This is a genomic window from Paraburkholderia sp. SIMBA_054, assembly GCF_046534875.1.
Taxonomy (GTDB): Bacteria; Pseudomonadota; Gammaproteobacteria; order Burkholderiales; family Burkholderiaceae; genus Paraburkholderia; species Paraburkholderia hospita.
Genome location: NZ_JAWRXV010000037.1, coordinates 69,260 through 91,052, shown reverse-complemented (window position 1 = coordinate 91,052; position 21,793 = coordinate 69,260). Strand labels below are relative to the sequence as shown.

Here is a 21,793-nt window from a genome sequence, read left to right as displayed (position 1 = left end):
CGCTAGGGATTATCCGCATGGGTAAGCAACCCGATGCGCCGAATAGCGGGGGGTTTCCCCCTTACTTTCACGGCTTTCGCAAAAGGCCCGCTGCTATGCTTCCTGTCCAATCGGTGTATGGCGCGAACGCTCGCCTGCATCTCACTCAGGAGAGAACATGACGGCACTCATCAATCCGATCCAGTCGGCCTTGCAGCAGATGCAGGAGATGGCGGCCCAGGCCACGGGCGGCAGCGCCCCGGTTGGGAACGGCAATGGCGCGGCCACGGCAGGCGGCTTCGCGTCGGCCCTGAAAGCCTCGATCGACAAGATCAGCGGCGACCAGAAGAGCGCGATTGGCGAAGCCCATGCGTTCGAAATCGGCGCGCCGAACGTGTCGCTGAACGACGTGATGGTCGACATGCAGAAGGCCAACGTCGGCTTCCAGTTCGGTCTGCAGGTGCGCAACAAGCTCGTGTCGGCCTACAACGACATCATGCAGATGGCCGTCTGAGACGCCTGCGACGCTTGCGACTCATGTCGCCGGCGACCGCGGCCAGCCGCCGGCCTCTGGGCGGCGGAGCGCGGTCGATGCAGGCGGCATCGCGTCTGTCGCAAGCGTGCGCAGCGTCCCGTCGCCCGCCTCGCCGAGCGGCGATGCGCGCCGGTTCCCTGCACCGTGCCGGTGCGGCGGCCCGCCGTTCGCAGCCAACCCCGCGCCCGCGCGGCGCCCGGTGCCGTGCCGCGTATCTTTCCTGACGCTTCCTTCCAGCGGGCTAAAGCTTTATTCGTATGAACCGATAACCTTGATACAAGGGCTGGCGGGAGGCGTGCGGCAGGATCGCGCAGCGCTCCGGCGGGCCGTCCGCTGTCAGTCTGATCTGATCGTCATCTGCAATACAGGAGGAGCGCCGATGTTTTCCCCGGGACACTCTGGAGCCAATGCCTACGCTCGCGTCGGCGTGGAGACAGGGGTGATGGGCGCCAGTCCACATCGCCTGATCGTGATGCTCTACCAGGGGGCACGCAAGGCCGTTGCGCAGGCGCGCATGCATCTGCAGCAGGGCGACATCGCGGCGCGCGGCGAGGCGATCGGCAAGGCTATTCAGATCATCGGCGACGGGTTGCAGCAGGCGCTCAACGTCGAAGCAGGCGGTGAAATCGCGGAGCGTCTCCATGCGCTCTATAGCTATATGACGCGGCGACTGCTCGAGGCGAACCTCAAACAAAGCGATGCGATGCTCGTCGAAGTCGACGGCTTGCTGGCTACGCTCGAGGAAGCCTGGATTGGAATCGCGCCGGAGATTGCGCGGATGGCGATGCAGTCATCCGCGGAAAGTATGAGATGAGTTCGAACGCAGAATATTTCGCCCGCTACGAGGCGATCGCAGCGATTTCGGTCCGGATGGTGATGGCAGCGCGGGACGCGCTCTGGAACGATCTCGTCCTGTTGCAGGACGAGTACCGGCATCTCGTCGACGCGCTGAAGCACGCGGAAGACGGCGTACGCCTGTCCGACGACGAACGCTCGCGCAAATTCGACCTGATCCGCCAGATCCTCGCGAACGACGCGACGGTCCGCGATCTCGCGAACCCGCGCATGGCCAAGCTGCAGGCGCTGTTTGCGCCGAGCCGCCCGGCCATCGTGCTGAAAGAACTTTACCAGGCGCGCTGAGCGCTTTCATAACGTCCAATACGAGCCGCTAGCGGCCACGCAGCGTCAATGCGCGAGAGGAAGTGGGCATGAACGGAATCGACACGGCGGTGGCCTCGCTGCTGGCTAGCCGCATCGACAGCCTGCTTCCCATCGGCGCACGATCCGGCGCGACGACGTCGGAGACGGACGCGTCCCTGAACGTCAGGCAGCCGCCCGGTGCGCCCATCGCGATGATGCCCGCGCCGTTGCCGGCGTCCGCGCAGACGGTGCTGTCGGCAGTCGCGCTGACGCTCGACGCGATCACGCGCTCCGGCGGCGAGGCGACGCCCGCGCTGGTCGGGCAGATTCCTGTCTGGCCCGCCGCGCCCGCCATCGACATCGCGCCTCTGCCGTTGTTCGACACGGGCGCGAACGCATCGCAGGCCGCGGCTTCCGGTAACGCCGCAGCGGGTGCCGCGACGGCGCAGAACGCGGGCGGCGCGAATGCCGCGCACGGCGCGGACGCGGCGGCGAACATCGTCGCCGCGCCTTTACCCGTCGCCGAGCTGGCGGCGGCGCTCAGGCGCACCGTCGACGAAAGCGGGCTCTTCTACGAATCGCATCTCGCGCAGTGGCTATCGGGGCAAAGACCCGTCGAATCGCTCGCGGGCGAGGCGCAGAACCGGCTTGCCGACGCGGCGTCGCAAATGCCGCTCGACTTGAGCCACGACGCCGACGAATCGAACTCATGGGCGCAAGGCCGCCCGTCGGGCAACACGGGCGCAGCGGCCTTCGCGGCAGCGGTGGCCGCTGCGCGTGGTACGCCGGAAGGCCCGCACACGCAGTCGGCGCGCTTCACGACGTTCGATCTGGCGACGCACGACATCATCGACACGCCCGATCAGCCTGCGCAAACTGCGCAGAACCCGGCGGCGGCCCATGCAGCAGCGGGCATGGACGACGCCAGCGCGCGCCAACAGCAATCGATGGCGGCAGCGCTTCATCCCGCGACGATTCCGCTGGTGCGCCAGCAGCTCGATCTGCTCGCGACGGGGCAATTCCGCTGGACGGGCGAAGCGTGGCCGGGCGCGCGTCTCGACTGGACGATCGAGCAGGACGGCGACGAATGGCGGCGCAGCGGCGATGGCGCTGCATCCGCCGACGACGAATACCCGTGGCACACGCGCCTCACGCTGTCGCTGCCGTCGCTCGGCACGGTCGACGCCGAGCTCACGCTGACAGGCTCGCGGCTCGTCGCGCGTGTACAAGCTAGCCCCGGCGGCGCGGCGCGGCTCGCGGCGCAGGGCGAGACATTCCGCGAGCGCCTTGCGCAAGCGGGCATCGAGCTGAGCGGCCTGTCGATCCGCGAAATCGGCGGAAGCATGCCGGCGGGCAACGCTGCGGCGGCTGCCGCTGCGGCATCGGCGTATGCGCGATCGACGACGGACAAAGCCGCGCAGCACGACGCCACCGACAACAGCGATTTCGACTGGGACATGCAATGAGCCGCACGAATCGCAGGAGCGCGGCGGCGCTGGTCTACGATTCGCACGGTCACGACGACGCGCCGCGCATCGTCGCAAAAGGCTACGGGATCGTCGCTGAGATGATCGTGCAGCGCGCGAAGGAAGCGGGCCTGTACGTGCACCAATCGCCCGAAATGGTGTCGCTGCTGATGCAGGTCGATGTTGACTCGCGCATTCCGCCGCGCCTGTATCAGGCCGTCGCGGAATTGCTCGCGTGGCTGCATCGGCTGGAGAGCGGTGCCGGCGATGATTCGCCCGTCATCGACGTGGTTGCCACCGACCTTCCACCCGACACGTCCAGCGAGTTTTGACGCCCGGCGTCAGAACCGCATCATCAGACTGAGCAGCGCCCGCACGCGTCTGCCGTACGGCGGCGCGATCAGGCCGCGCGCGTTGAAGCGCGCCTGCGTCAATACCGGCTTCATCTTCGAGAACGTGACGAAGCCTTCGTACCCGTGATACGCGCCCATCCCGCTCGCACCGACGCCGCCGAACGGCAGGCTCTCGCACGCGAGATGCATCAGCGTTTCGTTGACGGACATTCCGCCCGCGATCGTTTCATGCATGACGCGCGCGATCACCGCCTTGTCGTCGTCGTACAGATAGAGCGACAACGGACGAGGGCGCGCATTGACGTAGGCGATGGCATCGTCGAGCGAATCGTAGGGAATCACGGGCAGTAACGGCCCGAAGATCTCTTCCTGCATCAGCGTGGACGTGTCAGGCGCTTTCGTCACGGCGACGAGCGGAAAGCGGCGCGCGCTCGCATCGGGCGCGGCATCGGTGAGCGCGTGCAGTTGCGCGCCCTGTTCATGCGCTTCGTCGGCGAGACGCTGCAAGCGATCGAAATGACGCGGCGAAATGATCGACGTGTAATCGGGGTTGTGCGCGAAATCGGGATACAGGCGCGACATGCGCAAACGCGCCCGCTCGATGAACGCCTGTTCCTTGCCGCGTGGCACGAGCACGTAGTCCGGCGCGATGCAGGTTTGTCCCGCGTTGAGCGTTTTGCCCGCGACGATGCTGTCGACGGCGTAGTCGAAGCGCGCCTGCGGCCCGACGATGGCGGGCGACTTGCCGCCGAGTTCGAGCGTCACGGGCGTCAGATGCGCGGCGGCGGCGCGCATCACATCATGGCCGACCTTCGTCGAGCCGGTGAACAGCAGATGATCGAATGGCTGCGCGCTGAATGCCGCGGCGAGCGCGGCGTCGCCGTTCACGACGGCGACGTGATCGCGCGCGAAAGTCTGCGAGATTAGTTGCTCGAAGAGCAGCGACGTGCGCGGCGTGAGCTCCGACATCTTGATGATCGCGCGATTGCCGGCCGTGAGCGCGCTGATGAGCGGCCCAGCCGCCAGCAGCACCGGATAATTCCACGGCACGATGATCCCGACGACGCCGAGCGGCTGCGGTACGACCTTCGCGCGGGCAGGCAGGAGCCACTTGTTGGTCGCGCGGCGCTGCGCTTTCATCCAGCGTTTGCCGTGACGCAGCGCGCCGTCGATTTCCTCTTTCACGAGCAGAAATTCGGCCAGCAGGATTTCTTCTTTCGCGCGATTGCCGAAGTCGGCGTGCATCGCATCGGCGAGCATGTCGCGATTGTCGAGCAGCACTTCGCGCAATGCCTTCAGATGCGCGGCACGCTGGTCCCATGTCGGATACGGCGCGCGCAGATGCGCGGCGCGCTGTTCGCGCAGAAGCTCTTCCAGGGCCGCGATGTCCGGCCGATCGTTTTTCATTTCGTTGTGTCTCCCTATGTTGTTGTGTGCTGCGTGATATCAGCTGGTGAACGCGCGATCGACGATCGCCTTGTGGTCGAACGCGGCGGGCAGCGTGCCGTACACGCGGCCGCTTTCGCCGCAGCCATCGCCCAACCGCGTCGCGATGAACGCATCGGCGACGAAGGCAGGCGCATGCTGCGCGAGCAGCACCGCTTGCGCGATCAGCACGATTTGCTGCGCGATGCGGCGTGCGGAAGCCTCGCGCGTTTCGGGTGCCGACGTTAGCGCGCGCATCAGACGTTCGAGCGCCGCGTTCAGCGCGGGATGTGTTTGCGCCACGTCGCGCCACGCGGCAAGCAAAGCCTGTGCGGCATCGGGCTCGCGCTCCATCGCGCGCAATACGTCGAGACACATCACGTTGCCCGAGCCTTCCCAGATCGAGTTCACGGGCGCTTCGCGGTAGAAGCGCGCCATTGGCCCTTCTTCGACGTAGCCGTTGCCGCCCCAGACTTCCATCGCTTCGCCCGTGAATTCGAGCGTGCGCTTGCAAACCCAGTACTTCGCAGCGGGCGTGACCAGACGCCGCCACGCTCGTTCTTCAGGGGCGTTCGTGGTGTCTTCGAATGCGCGCGCGAGGCGCATGAACAATACCGTTGCCGCTTCCGTTTCGAGCGACAGATCGGCGAGTACGTTGCGCATCAACGGCTGATCGGCGAGCTGCCGCCCGAATGCACTGCGATGCCGCGCATGGTGGATCGCCTGCACGAGCGCCGCGCGCATTAGCGCCGCGCTGCCGATCACGCAGTCGAGCCGCGTGTAGTTCGCCATTTCGATGATGGTCGGCACGCCGCGCCCTTCGTCGCCGATCATCACGCCGTGGGCGTCGAAGAATTCGACTTCGCTGCTCGCGTTAGAACGGTTGCCGAGCTTGTCCTTCAGGCGCTGCACGCGCACGGAGTTCTTGCTGCCGTCGGGCGCGAAGCGCGGCACGAAGAAGCATGACAGGCCTTCGCGATCGTCGGTGCGCGCGAGCACCAGGTGCGCGTCGCACTGCGGCGCGGAAAAGAACCACTTGTGGCCGACCAGCCGATACGCCGCGCCGCGTCCGCCGCCTTCCGCCGCGAACGCCTGCGTGCGATTACTGCGCACGTCCGAGCCGCCTTGCTTCTCGGTCATGCCCATGCCGATCATCATCGAAGTCTTCTGATCGAGCGGCACGTCGCGCGGATCGTGCTCGCGTGAGTAGAGCTTGTCGCGCAGCGTGGCGAACAGAGCAGGCTCACGTTGCAGCACGGGAATGCTGGCGAAGGTCATCGTCAGCGGACATAGCGAGCCGGATTCGAGTTGCGCGTGCAGAAAGTAGCCCGCGCAGCGCGCGACCATCGCGCCGGACTGCGGATCGGAAAAGGGCAACGCGTGCAGTCCTTCGCGGCGCAGCAGGCTCAGCAACGTATGCCACGCAGGATGAAACTCGAGCGCGTCAATGCGCTCGCCGCGCGGGCTGAAGCTCGTGAGTTCGGGCGTGTGGCGGTTCGCCAGATCGGCGAGCGCGAGCACATCAGGTGTCGTCAGCGCGGCGCCATCGCGCGCGAGCGCCTCGCGATGCCACGACGCGCCTTCGCGCTCGACGGCGGCGGCCAGCGCGGCATCGCTCGCAAACAGGTTGTAGTTCGCAAGCAGCGGGACCTGATTGGTCACTTCATGCGTGTTGCCGGGGCCGAACCGTTCCATCTGATGTCTCCATTCGATACACGCGCGCCGGTCGTTGCGCAGGGCGTTGTTTTATTGGAGCGCGCGAGCCATATGCGTATAAGACGATGCGCGAAAGACCGTGTTTGAATGACGTCCGCACGCGGTGCCGGGCGCGGACAGCATCTTTCATCATAGGGGCGCGTCGCGGGTTCCGTTTAGAGTGATCGCTCTGACGCCGGCAGCGCGCGAACGGCCAGCGCTCCCTACAATGCGCAAACAATCGCACGTAGACAAGTGTGCACGAGACAGATGTCGCCAGCAATTCAGCGCGGTCGATAGGAGGAGCGGATGCAATATGACTACGTCATCGTCGGCGCAGGCTCGGGCGGCTGTTCGCTCGCCGGGCGTCTTGCGGAGCAATGTCCCGATGCGACCATCGCGCTCATCGAAGCCGGCCCGCACACCGAGCGCAATCTGTTCGTCAACATGCCGCTCGGCGTCGCGGCCGTCGTGCCGTTCCGGCGCAAGACCAACTACGGCTATCTGACGACGCCGCAACCCGGCCTCGGTGGCAGGCGCGGTTATCAGCCGCGCGGACGCGGCTTCGGCGGATCGAGCGCGATCAACGCGATGGTGTACACGCGCGGCCATCCGCTCGATTACGACGATTGGGCGCGTCTTGGCTGCGATGGCTGGGCATTCGATGACGTGCTGCCGTATTTCCGCCGCGCCGAGGGCAACGAGCGCGGCGCCGATACGCTGCATGGCGCGGACGGTCCGCTCAGCGTGGCGAACCTGCGGTTTCAGAATCTGTTCTCGCATCGCTTCGTGAAAGCCGCCGTCGAAGCGGGCTTCCCGCGCAACGACGACTTCAACGGCCCGCAGCAGGAAGGCGTCGGCTTCTATCAGGTGACGCAGCGCGACGGACAGCGCTGGAGCGTCGCGCGCGCTTATATCTACGGCCGCTCGCATCCGAACCTGCACACGATCGCCGACGCGGCGGTGCTGCGCGTGGTATTCGACGGCAAGCGCGCGAAGGGCGTCGAAGTGATGCGCGGCGGCGTCGCGGAGACGATCGAGGCGCGCGCGGAAGTCGTGCTGTCGGCGGGGACGTTCAATTCGCCGCAACTGCTGATGTGCTCGGGCATCGGTCCCGCCGATCATCTGCGCGCACTCGGCATTCCCGTGCTGCACGACGCGCCCGAGGTCGGGCGCAATCTCACGGATCACGTCGACTTCACGATCAACAAGCGCGTGTCGTCGGCACAAACGATCGGCTTCTCGCTGCGCGGCTTCGCGAAGATGGTGCCGGGCTTTGTCTCGTATCTGCGCAGCGGGCGCGGCATGCTGACGAGCAACGTTGCGGAAGCGGGCGGCTTTCTGAAAAGCCGGCCGACGCTCGACCGGCCTGATCTGCAACTGCATTTCTGCACGGCGCTCGTCGACGATCACAACCGCCACATGCATTGGGGTCACGGCTATTCGTTGCACGTGTGCGTGCTGCGTCCGCATAGCCGCGGCTCGGTCACGCTCGCAAGCAGCGATGCGCGCGAAGCACCCGTCATCGATCCGGCGTTTCTCAGCGATCCGCGCGATCTCGACCTGCTGGTCGAAGGCGTGCATCTGTCGCGACGCATTCTCGACGCGCCGTCGCTCGCGCTGTGCGGCGGCCGCGAGCTTTATACGCGGCATGGTCAGACGGACGCCGAATTGCGCGCGACGATCGCCGCGCATGCCGACACCATCTATCACCCCGTTTCGACGTGCCGCATGGGCGGCGACGAGCGGGCCGTCGTCGATACGCAATTGCGCGTGCGCGGCGTGACGGGTCTGCGCGTGGTCGATGCGTCCGTGATGCCGACGCTGATCGGCGGCAACACGAATGCGCCGACGGTGATGATCGGCGAGCGTGCCGCCGATTTCATCGCCGCCACGCGCCGTGCTGCGCCGAGTCCAGCGACCGCCGCCGAGCCGGCGCGCGCCACGTGAAACGACGTGATTCCGGCGATGCACGCTGTCGATTGTGATAAAGCGCAAAAAGCGCCGTAAGAGAATTCCGATAAAGTTTGAAAATCATTGATCGCTTCAATTCTGAGATTTTCCCGCTCCTATAATCGCGGCCCAACGAAGGGCGCATGGGCGCGCGTTCGAAATTCAGGGAAACGAATCGATGAGTGTCAATGTGATTCAACTGGTCCGGTCTGCGTTGCCGGACACCGTGGTTCAACAACTGTCGAACTGTCTCGGATTGCCGCCGGAAGCGACGGCGAAAGTCATGGACGTCACCACGCCCGCGCTCGTCGCCGGCCTGCTGAACAAGTGTGCAACGCTCGATGGCGCGCGTGCGCTGTTCGCGACGATCCTCGGTCAGGAAGTCAACGCAGATGTCGCCGAACAGCTGCCTCGCCTCTTCTCTAGCACGACGGGTGTTACGCAGCTGTCGTCGACGGGACGTCAGTTGCTCGAGCATTCGTTCGAGCGCCGTATCGACGGACTGAGCGACACCGTGTCGATGCAAACAGGCGTGCCCGCGCACGCGACGCATGCCGTGTCGGGCATTGCGGGCAGCATTCTGTTGGGCGTGCTCAAGCGACACATTCTCGAGCATCGGGGCAACATCGGTCAGTTGCCGACCTTGCTCGGCCAGCAGTTGCCGACCATCGCGCCGTTTCTGAACGACGGCCTCACGACCGTACTCGGCCTGGGCGGCGCGGCTGCCTTCGCGCAGACGATCGGCTCGCAGGTGCGCGTCGTGTCGTCGCATTTCGAGCATCCCGCCGCAGCGCCAGTGCCGACGACCGCGCGCGCTCCCGTCGAACCCGCGTTGTCCGCCACGGCGATCTCCGTTGCGCCGCCCGCGCGCGAAGTGCGCCATGTCGGCCCGAAGGCGAAGCACTGGTTCGGCATAGCCGCCTTGTCCGCGTTGATCGGCGCGATCGCTGCGATGGTGACGTGGGTGGCGTTGGCCTTGTGTCCGGCGGCGACAAGCTTCCTTGGTCAGCATGCCGCCGCGGCGACGGTTGAAGCGTCGGCTGCTGCGACGCAAGCGGATGTGCAGCCCGCGTCGCAAGCGCCGCAGGACGACGCGGCCAGCGCCGCCGGCAAGGTCGAAGCTGAAGCGGCGCCTGCCGTCGCGAAGGACTCGCAACTGATCGTCGCTGTAGACGGGAAGGGCAAGCCGACGCTTACCGCGACCGTCCAGAATATCGCTGAGAAGTCGGCGCTGCTGAACGCGCTGACGAAGAAATTCGGCGCCGGCAACTTCAACGCCGACATCACCGTCGACGAAAACCGTAAGGCTGCCGACTGGCTCGCGCAGATCGACGCACTGATGCCGCTGCTGTCTACGCCAGGTGCGGAGATGAAGATCGACGGCACGCGTGTCGAACTGAGCGGCACGGCTGCCGATGCGAAATCGGGTTGGCTCGATCGTCTGAAATCGCTGTTCGGCGCGCCGTATCAAGTGAGCGCATTCGATGCGGCGCAAGCCGTTGCGAACGCCGCGCAGTCGTTCAAGAACGCGGCGAAGTCGCTGGGCGCGTCGTGCGCGAGTGCGGATGTCGTCAAGACGCTGAATCTGCAGGTCGTCAATTTCGCATCGCGCGACGCGCACGTGCCGCAGTCCGCACTCGACGATCTGAACCAGTCCGCGCAACTGCTCAAGTCGTGTACGACAAGCGGCCACACGCTGAAGCTCGAAGTGGCGGGCTTCTCGGATAACCTCGGCAGCGAATCGGCGAATCTGGAACTGTCGAAGGAACGCGCCGACGCCGTGCGCGCCTTCCTCGTGAAGGCCGGTGTGCCCGCCGATGCGCTCGTCGCGCATGGCTACGGCAACGTTCGTCCTGTGGCGAGCAACGCGACGGAAAGCGGACGTTTCGCGAATCGCCGGATCGAATTCAGCGAGGTGCAAGCTCAGACTCAGGCCCAAACGCAGCTTCAGGCCAAGTAAAGCGTCTCCGCTCAGCGTAAAGACGTGAGACACGATGCCGCCCGGTGCAGACCGGGCGGCTTTTTTTATTTCAGCGGCGGTTTCGCGCGGTCCGGCGTAGTCGTGGGCGAGTCGAAGGTCAGCGGGTGCGTGAAGTTGTCGGTGGTCAGTCCCGGCAGTGTTTCGCGCGCGACCTCGAGCCATGCGCGCGCCGCATGCGACAGATAACCCTTGCGCCGCCAGCCGATCGCCATTTCCCACGGAATCTCCGGTGCGACGACCGGCCGGCAGGTGAATTGCGCCACGTCGAGCCGCCGGCAATACGGCGCGGGCAGAAGCGCAATGCCGACGCCCGCCAGCACCAGCGCCGCCATGAAATCCCAATGCCCGCTGCGTCCGACGATGGTCGGCGCGAAACCGGCCGTGCGGCACGCCGTCAGCACGACGTCGTTGAGCGCGAGGCTTTCGCCATAGAAGACGAACGGCTCACTGGCGAGATCGGCGAGCGGCACTTCCTGCAACTCGTCCCAGCGCGAGCCCTGACGCGCGACTAGCCACAGCACCTGGCGGCTCATCGGCAGCACGTCGATCATGTCGTCGACGGGTTGCAGCACGCCGCCCAGTTCCAGTTCGCCGGAAATCAGCGCGGCCTCGATGGCCTTCGAGCCCTGTTCGAAGAGTTTCAGCTCGATCTTCGGATGGCGCTGACGGAACGCGGCGATGGCGGGCGTGAACAGCGACCCGCCCATCGGCGGAATGCCGATCGTCAGCTCGCCGCGCCCGAGTTTGTCGAGGTCGTGCAGTTCGGCCTGCAACTGCGCGTAGGCGGCGAGCACGTCCTGGCCGCGCTGATAGACGATGCGCCCGGCATCCGTCAGCACCATTTGCCGGCCGTCGCGCAGCAGCAGCGGCGAGCCGGTTTCGTCCTCCAGCGCCTTCACCATCTTGCTGATAGTCGGCTGCGTGACGAACATCTGCTCGGCGGCGACGGTGAAGCTCTGTTGCCGCACGACTTCAACGAAATAGCGGAGCGCGCGCAGTTCCATGTTCGTGGCCCTCAGAATTCCAATTTGGAATGAAGCTGATAATTCTAAGTCATTATATTTATGTTGCACTGCACCCTATACTGAATCTCATCGAAAAGTCACCTAGGGTTTGCCATGATCTCGCCGCTGATCGCCCGTCTTGCCGCTTCTGTCCGCCTCGATGCGACGTCGCCCGTCGCGAAGATCGGCCGGATCGCCGTGCAGAGCGCCGGGATCGCCGCAGTCTGGTTCGCCGCCGACTGCGTCGTGCGCCGTTTTGGCTTGCCGGTGCCGGGCGGCGTCGTGGGCCTCGTCGCGCTGCTCGCGCTGTTGTTCTGCGGCGGCGTCGCGCCGCGCTGGGTGAAGGCGGGCGCCGACTGGCTGCTGTCGGACATGCTGCTGTTCTTCATTCCCGCCGCCGTCGCGGCCGTCCAGTACGGCGGCCTGTTCCGCCAAGACGGCTGGCGTCTTGCACTCGTCGTGGTCGCGGGCACGCTGATGGTGATGGTGGCTGTCGCATTCGCCGTCGAACAGGCCGCGCGGCTCGAACGCCGTCTCGCGCTGCGCCGCGTGATGGTTCAGCGCTCGCACATCGAGCGTCGTCCTGTTAGCCGCAACTTCCTCTAATCCACGTCCCGGACCGTTCCGCCGATGAGCGCCTTCTACACGTCCCTTTTCGCCGACGACGCTTCCCGGCTGATCGCGGCAGGCTGTTTCGTGCTGACGGTGGTGCTCTATTTCGCGTCGAAGGCGCTGTATGCGCGCTTCAGATCGCCGTGGCTGACGCCGCTTCTCGCCGTGCCTGCGGTGCTGGCTGCGATTGTCGTTATCGCGCGGATTCCGTACGCCGTCTACTTTCAGGACACGCGCTGGCTGATGTGGCTGCTCGGCCCGGCCACGGTTGCATTCGCGGTGCCCATCTACGAATACCGCGATCTGCTGCGGCGGCACTGGATTTCGCTCACCGTCGGCGTGACGGTCGGCATCATCGTTGCGGTGGGCGGCTCGCTCGCGCTGTCGAAGCTGCTGCATCTGTCGCCGGAACTGCAGCGTAGCCTGATGACGCGCTCGGTATCGACGCCTTTTGCGCTCGCCGTCTCCGACAAGATTCACGCGCCGAAGGACCTGACTGCGCTGTTCGTGATCGCGACGGGCGTCTGCGGGATGCTGTTCGGTGAACTCGTGCTCGCGCTCGTGCCGCTTCGCACGCGGCTCGCGCGCGGCGCGCTGTTCGGCGCGGCGGCGCATGGTGTCGGCACCGCGAAGGCGCGCGAGCTGGGCAGCGAAGAGGGCGTCGTCGCGAGCCTGACGATGATGATCGCCGGCGTTGTGATGGTGCTGCTCGCGCCGCTGTTCGGGATGCTTCCGCTTTGACGTAGCCGGGATCGGTGGCCAATTTGGGATGAACGGCGGCGCGCTCGCTCTATGATTGCCGCCGTCGTTCACTCCTGAGACCGGTCCAGGCGATGCCTCCCATTTCCGTCATCATTCCCTGCTACAACGCTGAACAGACGCTCGCGCGCACGCTCGACAGTTGCATCGCACAGCCCGAAGCCGCGCAGATTCTCGTGATCGACGACGGCTCACGTGACGCTTCGCCCGACATCGCTGCCCAATACGCGCAGCAGTATCCGCAGATCGAACTGCTGCGCATGCCGCAAAACGGCGGCGCAGCACGCGCGCGGAACTGGGGCGCGATGCATGCGTTGCACCCGCTGCTGGCTTTCATCGACGCCGACGACGAATACATGCCGCACGCGCTCGCCGCTGCCGCCGCGTTCCTGCACGATCATCCAGGTCAGCCTTCGATCCGCCTCGACGTCGAGTATTGCGGCTTTCCCGCCGACATCACGGGTCACCCGCAGTTCGACATTCACGCGGCGACGCTGAGCAACACGGTGCCGAGCAGCCTCGTGATCCGCCGCTCCGTCTATGCCGCGTTCGGCGGCTTTCCGCTCGACGACGTGTTCCGGCGTCATGGCGGCGAGGACGGCGCGTTTTCGCTGGCGCTGCTGAATATCTTCGGCAATCCGCGTCTCAATGACCGCAGGCGCGTGCGCATGCACTATCACCCGAACATCCATGCAGAACGGTATTTCCGCATTTCGATGGGCATGCTCCAGGCGTCGGACGAACTCGTCAACTCGACCCGCGAGGCATCCTGGCACTTCGTGCGCCGCGCGTATGAAGCGACCAAGGAATTACGCGGCGTCGAACTCGCACCACATCTGAGTGCGCAACCGGGCGCAAATTCACCGCCAGATCAATCGGCATAAGCTGAATCGTCATTCCGCAAGCCATCTCGTTTTGCTACAATCGCCGTTCGTCTTCGAGGAGCGTTGCGACGGGTTTCACCCGCCAGGCTCGAAGGCTTTCAATCGGAAGGATTGGACGCGCGCAGCGCCAACAAACCAACCGCATCGAACGGCGCTCACGTCAAATTTCTAGTCATTTTTAGAAAGGAGGGCGTGATGAACGCCGCAGTTATGGATTCCAAAAATTCGCAGGATTTCGTTGTTGCCGACCTGTCGCTGGCCGACTGGGGCCGCAAGGAACTCACCATCGCCGAGACCGAAATGCCCGGTCTCATGCAAACCCGCGAAGAGTACAAGACGCAGCAGCCGCTGAAGGGCGCGCGCGTCGCGGGCTCGCTGCACATGACCATTCAAACGGGCGTGCTGATCGAGACGCTGACCGCGCTGGGCGCGGACGTTCGCTGGGCATCGTGCAACATCTTCTCGACGCAGGATCACGCCGCCGCCGCCATCGCGAAGGCCGGCACGCCCGTGTTCGCGTTCAAGGGCGAATCGCTCGACGAATACTGGGAGTTCTCGCACCGCATTTTCGAATGGCCGAACGGTGAGTTCGCCAACATGATCCTCGACGACGGCGGCGACGCAACGCTGCTGCTGATTCTCGGTTCGAAGGCCGAGAAGGATCGCTCGGTGATCTCGAAGCCGACCAACGAAGAAGAAGTCGCGCTGTACAAGTCGATTGCTGCGCATCTCGACACTGACCCGACGTGGTACTCGAAGCGCCTCGCGCACATCAAGGGCGTCACGGAAGAAACGACGACGGGCGTGCACCGCCTGTATCAGATGGAGAAGGAAGGCCGTCTGCCGTTCCCCGCGATCAACGTGAACGACTCGGTCACGAAGTCGAAGTTCGACAACCTGTATGGCTGCCGTGAGTCGCTCGTCGACGGTATCAAGCGCGCGACCGACGTGATGATCGCCGGCAAGATCGCGGTTGTGGCGGGCTACGGCGACGTGGGCAAGGGCTGCGCGCAATCGCTGCGCGGTCTGGGCGCGACGGTGTGGGTCACGGAAATCGATCCGATCTGCGCGCTGCAAGCCGCGATGGAAGGCTACCGCGTTGTGACGATGGAAGCCGCCGCGCCGCACGCCGACATCTTCGTGACGGCAACGGGCAACTACCACGTGATCAACCACGATCACATGAAGGCGATGCGCAACAACGCGATCGTCTGCAACATCGGTCACTTCGACTCGGAAATCGACGTTGCGTCGACGCGCCAGTACCAGTGGGAAAACATCAAGCCGCAAGTCGACCACATCATTTTCCCGGACGGCAAGCGCGTGATCCTGCTGGCTGAAGGCCGCCTCGTGAACCTGGGCTGCGCGACGGGCCACCCGTCGTTCGTGATGTCGAACTCGTTCACGAACCAGACGCTCGCGCAGATCGAACTGTTCGTCGACGGCGCGAAGTACGAGAACAAGGTTTATGTTCTGCCGAAGCAGCTCGACGAGAAGGTCGCGCGCCTGCACCTCGCGCGCATCGGCGCGAACCTGACGGAGCTGTCGACGGAACAGGCTGGCTACATCGGCGTCGACAAGAACGGTCCGTTCAAGCCGAACCACTACCGTTATTAAGCCGCAAACCAAGCCGCAAAAGGCGGCATGACAGGTGCAGCCGCTTGCTTCGGCACGCGGCTGCATCGGACGAAGCACACGCCCATGCGATGCATTGCATCGGCTGATGCTTCTCGCGTGCCTTCGAGTTCAATCCGGACTTCACGTCCACAGGCGACCAGGAGCTGTCCATGACCGTATTGCTGACCTGGGTGATCAACGCGCTCGCGCTGCTGATCATCACCTACCTCGTGCCGTCGATCCATATCCGCAGTTTCGGTACTGCGTTGATCGTCGCTGTCGTGCTCGGGCTCATCAATGCCGTCTTGCGGCCGGTGCTGATCCTGCTGACGCTGCCCGTCACGATCCTCACGCTCGGTCTCTTCATACTCGTAGTGAATGCGCTGTGCTTCTGGCTGTGCGCGTCGCTGCTGAAGGGCTTCGAAGTGTCGGGTTTCTGGTCGGCGTTTTTCGGCTCGATCCTGTACAGCATCGTTTCGTGGCTGCTGTCCGCGCTCATCTTCGGCAACCGCAGCATCGGCTGACGGGTGCCAACAGAACCATGAACCCCATCGAACTTTCATTCGAATTCTTCCCGCCGAAGACACAGGAAGGGCTCGACAAGCTGCGTGCGACGCGCGCGGAACTGTTGCCGCTCAAGCCCAAGTTCGTGTCCGTCACGTTCGGCGCCGGCGGTTCGACCCAGCAAGGCACGCTCGACACGGTGCTCGACATGGCGAAGGACGGCCTCGAAGCCGCGCCGCACCTGTCGTGCATCGGCTCGTCGAGGGAAAGCTTGCGAGCGATTCTCAATGAGTATCGCTCGCATGGCATCCGCCATATCGTCGCGTTGCGTGGCGATTTGCCGTCGGGCATGGGTGCAGTCGGCGAGTTGCGCTACGCGTCGGAACTGGTGAGCTTCATTCGCTCCGAGTTCGGCGACTGGTTTCGCATCGAAGTCGCGGGATATCCCGAGTATCACCCGCAGTCGCGTTCGCCGAAGCACGATCTCGAGAACTTCGCGCGCAAGGTGAAGGCGGGCGCCAATTCGGCGATCACGCAATACTTCTTCAACGCTGACGCGTATTTCCGCTTCGTCGACGATGCGCACAAGCTCGGTGTTGATGTGCCTATCGTGCCGGGCATCATGCCTATCACGAACTTCTCGCAGTTGATGCGGTTCTCCGAGATGTGCGGCGCTGAAGTGCCGCGCTGGGTCGCGCGACGGCTCGAAAGCTTCGGTGATGACCGCGAGTCGATTCGCGCATTCGGCCTTGATGTGGTGGCGGACCTGTGCCGCCGTCTTGTTGAGGCGAAGGTGCCGGGGCTGCATTTTTATACCCTCAACGGTTCGGCTGCGACGAAGGCTATTTGCGAGCGGCTCGTTGGCTGACAGGTTTTCTGTTTTTCTGGTTTTTGCAAAGTCGGTGTGCGTGTGAGCGTGCACCGATTTTTTTTGTTCGTCTGCGACGCTGGGTGGTCGGCGTGTGTTTTTGCTGGCATCGGCGTTTTGCCTTCGCGGCGCGGTCGATTTGGTTGTTCTGGCCGTTGCGCTGGCATCCGCGTGAACCTAGATAACAACTGGCGGATGCCAGCGCAAAACACATGCAAGCCAGACAGCTTGCGCAGCAAACACCGTCCTCCGGATGCCAGCGCAAACACAAGCAAACCAAACCTGCCGCTCCACGAAGCGAAGCGGAGTGAAAACCCATATTGAATCTGATTATTGGCTGACTATGATCCAAAGGCACTCGACCCCAGCTGCCTCGCGGAGAACGCCATGCCCATGTCATCGACGCTGTCTGCAGTTCGCAAGTCTTGCCTGCCTGTGCTGTCCGCTGTCGCGGTAATTGCTGCATGCATTGCACCTGAACTGTGCGCGGCGGCCTCGCTGCCCGACAAGACGGTCGTCTTCTGTTCCGAGGGCAGTCCCGCCGGATTCGACACCGCGCAGTACACAACCAGCGTCGAGTTCAGCGCCGGCTCGTACACGGTCTATAACCGGCTCGTCGAGTTCGGCCACGGCAGCACCGATATCGAGCCCGGGCTCGCCGAAAAGTGGGATGTCTCCAGCGACGGCCTGCAATACACGTTTCACCTGCGCAAAGGCGTGAAGTTCCAGACGACCTCCTTCTTCAAGCCGACGCGCGACTTCAACGCAGACGACGTCGTGTTCACGTATACACGCATGCTCGATCCCGAGCAGCCGTTCCGCAAGGCATACAACGTGCCGTTCCCGTACTTCACCGATCTCGGCCTCGCGAAGAACATCACCAAGGTCGAGGCGCTCGACCCATACACCGTGCGCTTCACGCTGAAGGAAGTCGACGCGCCGTTCCTGCAACAGATCGCGATGCCGTTCGCATCGATCCTGTCGTCCGAGTATGCGGACCAGCTGTTGAAGGCCGGCAAGGCGTCCGACATCAATCTGTTCCCCGTCGGCACGGGCCCGTTCATTTTCCGCAGCTATACGAAGGACGAGTCGATCCGCTTCGACGGTAACCCGAACTACTGGAAACCCGGCGTCGTGAAGGTGAGCAAGCTGATCTTCTCGATCACCGTCGATCCATCCGTGCGTCTGCAGAAGCTCAAACGCAACGAATGCCAGGTGATGAGCTATCCGAAGCCCGCCGACATTGCGCAGATCGAGGCGGATTCGTCGATCGCGCTGCCGCATCAGGTGGGCTTCAATCTGGGCTTCATCGCGTACAACACGACGAAAAAGCCGCTCGACAATGTGCTCGTGCGCCGCGCGCTCGACATGGCCGTCCACAAGAAGGCGATCATCGATTCGGTCTACCAGGGCGCGGGCCAGGCGGCGACCAATCCGATGCCGCCCACCCAATGGGGTTACGACAAGAGCCTGAAAGACGCACCGTACGACGTCGACAAAGCCAAAGGGCTGCTCAAGCAGGCGGGCTACCCGGATGGCTTCGACCTGACGCTGTGGGCGATGCCCGTTTCGCGACCCTACAACCCAAACGCGCGCCTGATGGCCGAAATGCTGCAGGCGGACTGGGCGAAGATCGGCGTGAAGACGAAAATCGTCACCTTCGAGTGGGGTGAGTACATCCGCCGCGGGCACAGCGGCGAGCACGAGGCGATGCTGATCGGCTGGACGGGCGACTACGGCGACCCGGACAACTGGCTCGGTGTGCTGCTCGGCTGCGATGCCGTGAACGGCAGCAATTTCTCCAAATGGTGCTACAAGCCGTTCGACGACCTCATCAAGGCGGCCCGCAGCACCACCGATACGGCCACGCGCACCAAGGACTACACCGAGGCCCAACAGATCTTCAAGGATCAGGTGCCTTTCACGCCGATTGCGCATTCGACCGTTTACCAGCCGCTGTCGAAGGCAGTCACCGGCTTCAAGATCGACCCGTTTGGCCCGACCCAGTTCTGGAACGTCGGTCTCAAGTAGGTAATTTACCGCTTCTATCCCCAATTTCGCTGAAATTCGGGAGGGTTGCCGCGCCAGGCGCGGCAACCCGGATGAAAGCTGTTTCCGATCGTCAACAAAGTTAATTTCCTCCAATTGCGGCCCCTGGCAAAGCTCAGTAATATCGCGCTACGCTGGTTTTAGCCGGCGATGATCCTGGAGGAAACATGAAGCAAAACAAACTGTTGCGCGCGGCACGGCTCACGATGCTGGTCGCGACGGCAGCGGCATCGATGGCGGGGACCCAACTGGCGAACGCCGCCGATATCCCGAACAAAACCCTCGTGTACTGCTCGGAAGGCAGCCCGGCGGGTTTTGATCCGGCGCAATACACCACAGGCGTGGATTTCACGGCCAATACGTTCACGGTTTATAACCGCCTCGTCGAATTCGAACGCGGCGGCACGAAGGTCGAGCCGGGCCTCGCAGAAAAGTGGGATGTCTCGCCGGACGGCAAGACGTACACGTTCCATCTGCGCCACGGCGTCAAGTTCCACACCACGTCCTGGTTCAAGCCGACCCGCGAATTCAACGCGGATGACGTCGTGTTCACGTTCCAGCGCATGCTGGACACGAACCAGCCGTTCCGTAAGGCTTACCCGGTGCAGTTCCCGTACTTCACCGACATGGGCCTCGACAAGCTGATCGACAAGGTCGAAAAGGTCGACCCGTACACGGTCAAGTTCACGCTGAAGGAAGTCAACGCGCCGTTCATCCAGAATCTGGCAATGGAATACGCGTCGGTCCTCTCGGCTGAATATGCGGATTCGCTGCTGAAGTCCGGCAACGCGGCCGATATCAACCAGAAGCCGGTCGGCACGGGCCCGTTCATTTTCCGCAGCTACACGAAGGACGCGACGATCCGTTTCGACGGCAATCCGGACTACTGGAAGCCGAACACGGTCAAGATCTCGAAGCTGATCTTCTCGATCACGCCTGATGCGGGCGTGCGCGTGCAGAAGTTGAAGCGTGACGAATGCCAGGTGATGAGCTATCCGCGTCCCGCCGATATCGCACCGCTGAAGGCCGATTCGAACGTCGACATGCCGTCGCAGCCGGGCTTCAACCTGGGCTACCTGGCGTACAACGTGACGCACAAGCCCGTCGACAAGCTCGAAGTGCGTCAGGCGCTCGACATGGCGATCAACAAGAAAGCGATCATCGATTCCGTGTATCAAGGCGCAGGCCAGGCCGCGACGAACCCGATGCCGCCTACTCAGTGGTCGTATGACAAGAACCTGAAGATGCCGGCATACGATACGGAAAAGGCCAAGGCGCTGCTCGCCAAAGCTGGCTTCCCGAACGGTTTCGACATCACGCTGTGGGCGATGCCCGTGCAGCGCGCGTACAACCCGAACGGCAAGCTGATGGCGGAAATGATCCAGGCCGACTGGGCCAAGATCGGCGTGAAGGCGAAGATCGTCACGTACGAATGGGGTGAGTACATCAAGCGCGCGCACGCGGGCGAAGACGACACGATGCTGATCGGCTGGACGGGCGACAATGGCGACCCGGACAACTGGCTCGGTACGCTGCTCGGCTGCGACGCGGTGAACGGCAACAACTTCTCGAAGTGGTGCTACAAGCCGTTCGACGAACTCGTGCAGAAGGGCCGTGAAACGACGGGCCAGGCAGACCGCACGAAGGCGTATGTGCAGGCGCAGCAGATCTTCGCGCAGCAATTGCCGTTCTCGCCGATCGCTCACTCGACGGTGTATCAGCCGGTGAGCAAGAAGGTTGTCGATATGCGCATCGAGCCGCTCGGCTATGCGCGCTTCGATGGCGTAAGCATGAAGTAAATCACGTGATGCGGTGGGCTTCGTTGCCTGCTGCATCCCATACGCAGTACGCTTTTCGTTCGGTTAGAAGACTGGTCGAAATGGTCCGGCGACCGGGGTCACGAGCCCTCGTCGCCGGTTGCGTTTTTTCTCACCAAGACCATAGGGACGAACCATGTTCCGATTCGTTTTGCGCCGCATCGGGATGGTCATACCGACTTTCATCGGTATCACGATCCTCGCGTTCGCACTCATTCACCTGATTCCGGGCGACCCCATTGAAGTCATGATGGGCGAGCGCGGCGTCGATCCGGCCATGCACGCTGCGGCGATGCATCGCCTCGGGCTCGACGAACCGTTGCCCATCCAGTACCTCCATTACGTCGGCCACGCGCTGCAGGGGAACCTTGGCACGTCGATCATCACCAATACCAGCGTGATGGACGAATTCCTGGCCCGTTTCCCCGCCACCGTCGAACTGTCGATCTGCGCCATGATGTTCGCGCTGATCGTGGGTCTTCCGGCGGGCGTGTTCGCTGCGTTGCGGCGCGGCACGGCCGTCGATCACGGCGTGATGGGCACAGCGCTGACCGGCTATTCGATGCCGATTTTCTGGTGGGGATTGATCCTCATCATGTTCTTCTCGTCGAAGCTCGGCTGGACGCCCGTGTCGGGCCGCATCGCGGTCGAATACGACATTCCGCACGTGACCGGCTTCCTGCTGATCGACTCGCTGCTGCCCGGCACGGATGAAGGCTCGTTCCGCTCGGCGCTGTCGCACCTGATCCTGCCGTCGATCGTGCTCGGCACGATTCCGCTCGCGGTCGTCGCGCGGATGACCCGTTCGTCGATGCTCGAAGTGCTGCGCGAAGATTACATTCGCACGGCGCGCGCGAAGGGCTTGTCGCCGGGACGCGTGATCGTCGTGCATGCACTGCGTAACGCGCTGATTCCCGTCGTCACGGTGATCGGTTTGCAGGTCGGCACGCTGCTCGCGGGCGCGGTGCTGACGGAAACGCTGTTCTCGTGGCCGGGCATCGGCAAATGGCTGATCGACGCGATCGGCCGGCGCGACTATCCCGTCGTGCAGGGCGGTATCCTGATGATCGCGACACTCGTGATCGTCGTGAACCTCGTCGTTGATCTGTTGTACGGCGTGTTGAATCCACGCATCCGCCATACGAGGTAATA

General features: G+C 63.7%; 19 protein-coding genes and 1 riboswitch. Of the genes, 16 read left to right on the top strand and 3 right to left on the bottom strand.

Annotated features, from left to right (window positions below):
- The first annotated feature begins 157 nt into the window (after positions 1–157).
- The 5 genes from fliE to SB822_RS35285 all read left to right on the top strand — a co-directional run bounded on the left by fliE (position 158) and on the right by SB822_RS35285 (position 3,452).
- Complete coding sequence (gene fliE / locus SB822_RS35305) at positions 158–493, top strand: flagellar hook-basal body complex protein FliE (RefSeq protein WP_007577109.1); 336 nt, start codon at positions 158–160, stop codon at positions 491–493.
- Between the two features lie 400 nt (positions 494–893).
- Positions 894–1,328: a flagellar export chaperone FliS gene (fliS, locus tag SB822_RS35300; RefSeq protein ID WP_007577111.1), complete on the top strand. Its 435-nt coding sequence runs from the start codon at positions 894–896 to the stop codon at positions 1,326–1,328.
- Complete coding sequence (locus SB822_RS35295; protein WP_035991528.1) at positions 1,325–1,654, top strand: flagellar protein FliT; 330 nt, start codon at positions 1,325–1,327, stop codon at positions 1,652–1,654. Before fliS ends, SB822_RS35295 begins: the two co-directional genes overlap by 4 nt.
- A 68-nt stretch (positions 1,655–1,722) precedes the next feature.
- Positions 1,723–3,120 (top strand): flagellar hook-length control protein FliK, encoded by a 1,398-nt coding sequence (locus SB822_RS35290; protein WP_090838449.1) that lies wholly within the window; start codon positions 1,723–1,725, stop codon positions 3,118–3,120.
- On the top strand, positions 3,117–3,452 hold the full coding sequence (locus SB822_RS35285; RefSeq protein ID WP_090838451.1) for an EscU/YscU/HrcU family type III secretion system export apparatus switch protein: 336 nt from the start codon (positions 3,117–3,119) through the stop codon (positions 3,450–3,452). The genes SB822_RS35290 and SB822_RS35285 overlap by 4 nt, the downstream gene beginning before the upstream one ends.
- Positions 3,453–3,461: 9 nt before the next feature.
- Here the strand turns inward: SB822_RS35285 and SB822_RS35280 are convergent, their stop codons facing one another.
- Complete coding sequence (locus tag SB822_RS35280; RefSeq protein WP_090838453.1) at positions 3,462–4,880, bottom strand: coniferyl aldehyde dehydrogenase; 1,419 nt, start codon at positions 4,878–4,880, stop codon at positions 3,462–3,464.
- Between the two features lie 39 nt (positions 4,881–4,919).
- Positions 4,920–6,593, bottom strand: coding sequence for an isovaleryl-CoA dehydrogenase (locus SB822_RS35275; RefSeq protein WP_090838455.1), 1,674 nt, complete (start codon positions 6,591–6,593; stop codon positions 4,920–4,922).
- Between the two features lie 309 nt (positions 6,594–6,902).
- Here SB822_RS35275 and SB822_RS35270 point away from each other — a divergent pair, with 309 nt between their 5' ends.
- Both SB822_RS35270 and SB822_RS35265 read left to right on the top strand, forming a co-directional pair.
- Positions 6,903–8,543 (top strand): GMC family oxidoreductase, encoded by a 1,641-nt coding sequence (locus tag SB822_RS35270; RefSeq protein WP_090838457.1) that lies wholly within the window; start codon positions 6,903–6,905, stop codon positions 8,541–8,543.
- A gap of 181 nt (positions 8,544–8,724) precedes the next feature.
- Complete coding sequence (locus SB822_RS35265; protein WP_090838458.1) at positions 8,725–10,506, top strand: OmpA family protein; 1,782 nt, start codon at positions 8,725–8,727, stop codon at positions 10,504–10,506.
- A 65-nt stretch (positions 10,507–10,571) separates the two neighbouring features.
- Here the strand turns inward: SB822_RS35265 and SB822_RS35260 are convergent, their stop codons facing one another.
- The gene (locus SB822_RS35260) at positions 10,572–11,531 is read right to left on the bottom strand and encodes a LysR family transcriptional regulator (protein WP_007577125.1); all 960 of its coding nucleotides are present in this window, start codon (positions 11,529–11,531) and stop codon (positions 10,572–10,574) included.
- A gap of 117 nt (positions 11,532–11,648) precedes the next feature.
- Here SB822_RS35260 and SB822_RS35255 point away from each other — a divergent pair, with 117 nt between their 5' ends.
- The 9 genes from SB822_RS35255 (at position 11,649) to SB822_RS35215 (ending at position 21,791) form a co-directional block, all read left to right on the top strand.
- Positions 11,649–12,137, top strand: a complete 489-nt coding sequence (locus SB822_RS35255; RefSeq protein WP_407671773.1) for a CidA/LrgA family protein — start codon at positions 11,649–11,651, stop codon at positions 12,135–12,137.
- Between the two features lie 24 nt (positions 12,138–12,161).
- The gene (locus SB822_RS35250) at positions 12,162–12,884 is read left to right on the top strand and encodes an LrgB family protein (protein WP_079498744.1); all 723 of its coding nucleotides are present in this window, start codon (positions 12,162–12,164) and stop codon (positions 12,882–12,884) included.
- Between the two features lie 92 nt (positions 12,885–12,976).
- Positions 12,977–13,786, top strand: a complete 810-nt coding sequence (locus tag SB822_RS35245) for a glycosyltransferase (RefSeq protein WP_090838462.1) — start codon at positions 12,977–12,979, stop codon at positions 13,784–13,786.
- 49 nt (positions 13,787–13,835) lie between these two features.
- Positions 13,836–13,950: riboswitch (S-adenosyl-L-homocysteine riboswitch) on the top strand.
- A 31-nt stretch (positions 13,951–13,981) separates the two neighbouring features.
- The gene (ahcY, locus tag SB822_RS35240) at positions 13,982–15,403 is read left to right on the top strand and encodes an adenosylhomocysteinase (protein ID WP_007577129.1); all 1,422 of its coding nucleotides are present in this window, start codon (positions 13,982–13,984) and stop codon (positions 15,401–15,403) included.
- 170 nt (positions 15,404–15,573) lie between these two features.
- The gene (locus SB822_RS35235; protein WP_079498750.1) at positions 15,574–15,927 is read left to right on the top strand and encodes a phage holin family protein; all 354 of its coding nucleotides are present in this window, start codon (positions 15,574–15,576) and stop codon (positions 15,925–15,927) included.
- A gap of 17 nt (positions 15,928–15,944) precedes the next feature.
- Entirely contained in the window at positions 15,945–16,775 is an 831-nt protein-coding gene (gene metF, locus SB822_RS35230; protein WP_079498752.1) for a methylenetetrahydrofolate reductase [NAD(P)H], read from the top strand.
- Positions 16,776–17,162: 387 nt separating this feature from the next.
- Complete coding sequence (locus tag SB822_RS35225) at positions 17,163–18,806, top strand: ABC transporter substrate-binding protein (protein WP_007577132.1); 1,644 nt, start codon at positions 17,163–17,165, stop codon at positions 18,804–18,806.
- Positions 18,807–18,991: 185 nt separating this feature from the next.
- Positions 18,992–20,623 (top strand): ABC transporter substrate-binding protein, encoded by a 1,632-nt coding sequence (locus SB822_RS35220; RefSeq protein WP_007577137.1) that lies wholly within the window; start codon positions 18,992–18,994, stop codon positions 20,621–20,623.
- A 154-nt stretch (positions 20,624–20,777) separates the two neighbouring features.
- Positions 20,778–21,791 carry an ABC transporter permease subunit gene (locus SB822_RS35215; RefSeq protein WP_007577139.1) on the top strand — a complete coding sequence of 338 codons (1,014 nt, stop codon included), beginning with the start codon at positions 20,778–20,780 and terminating at the stop codon, positions 21,789–21,791.
- The last annotated feature ends 2 nt before the right edge of the window (positions 21,792–21,793 follow it).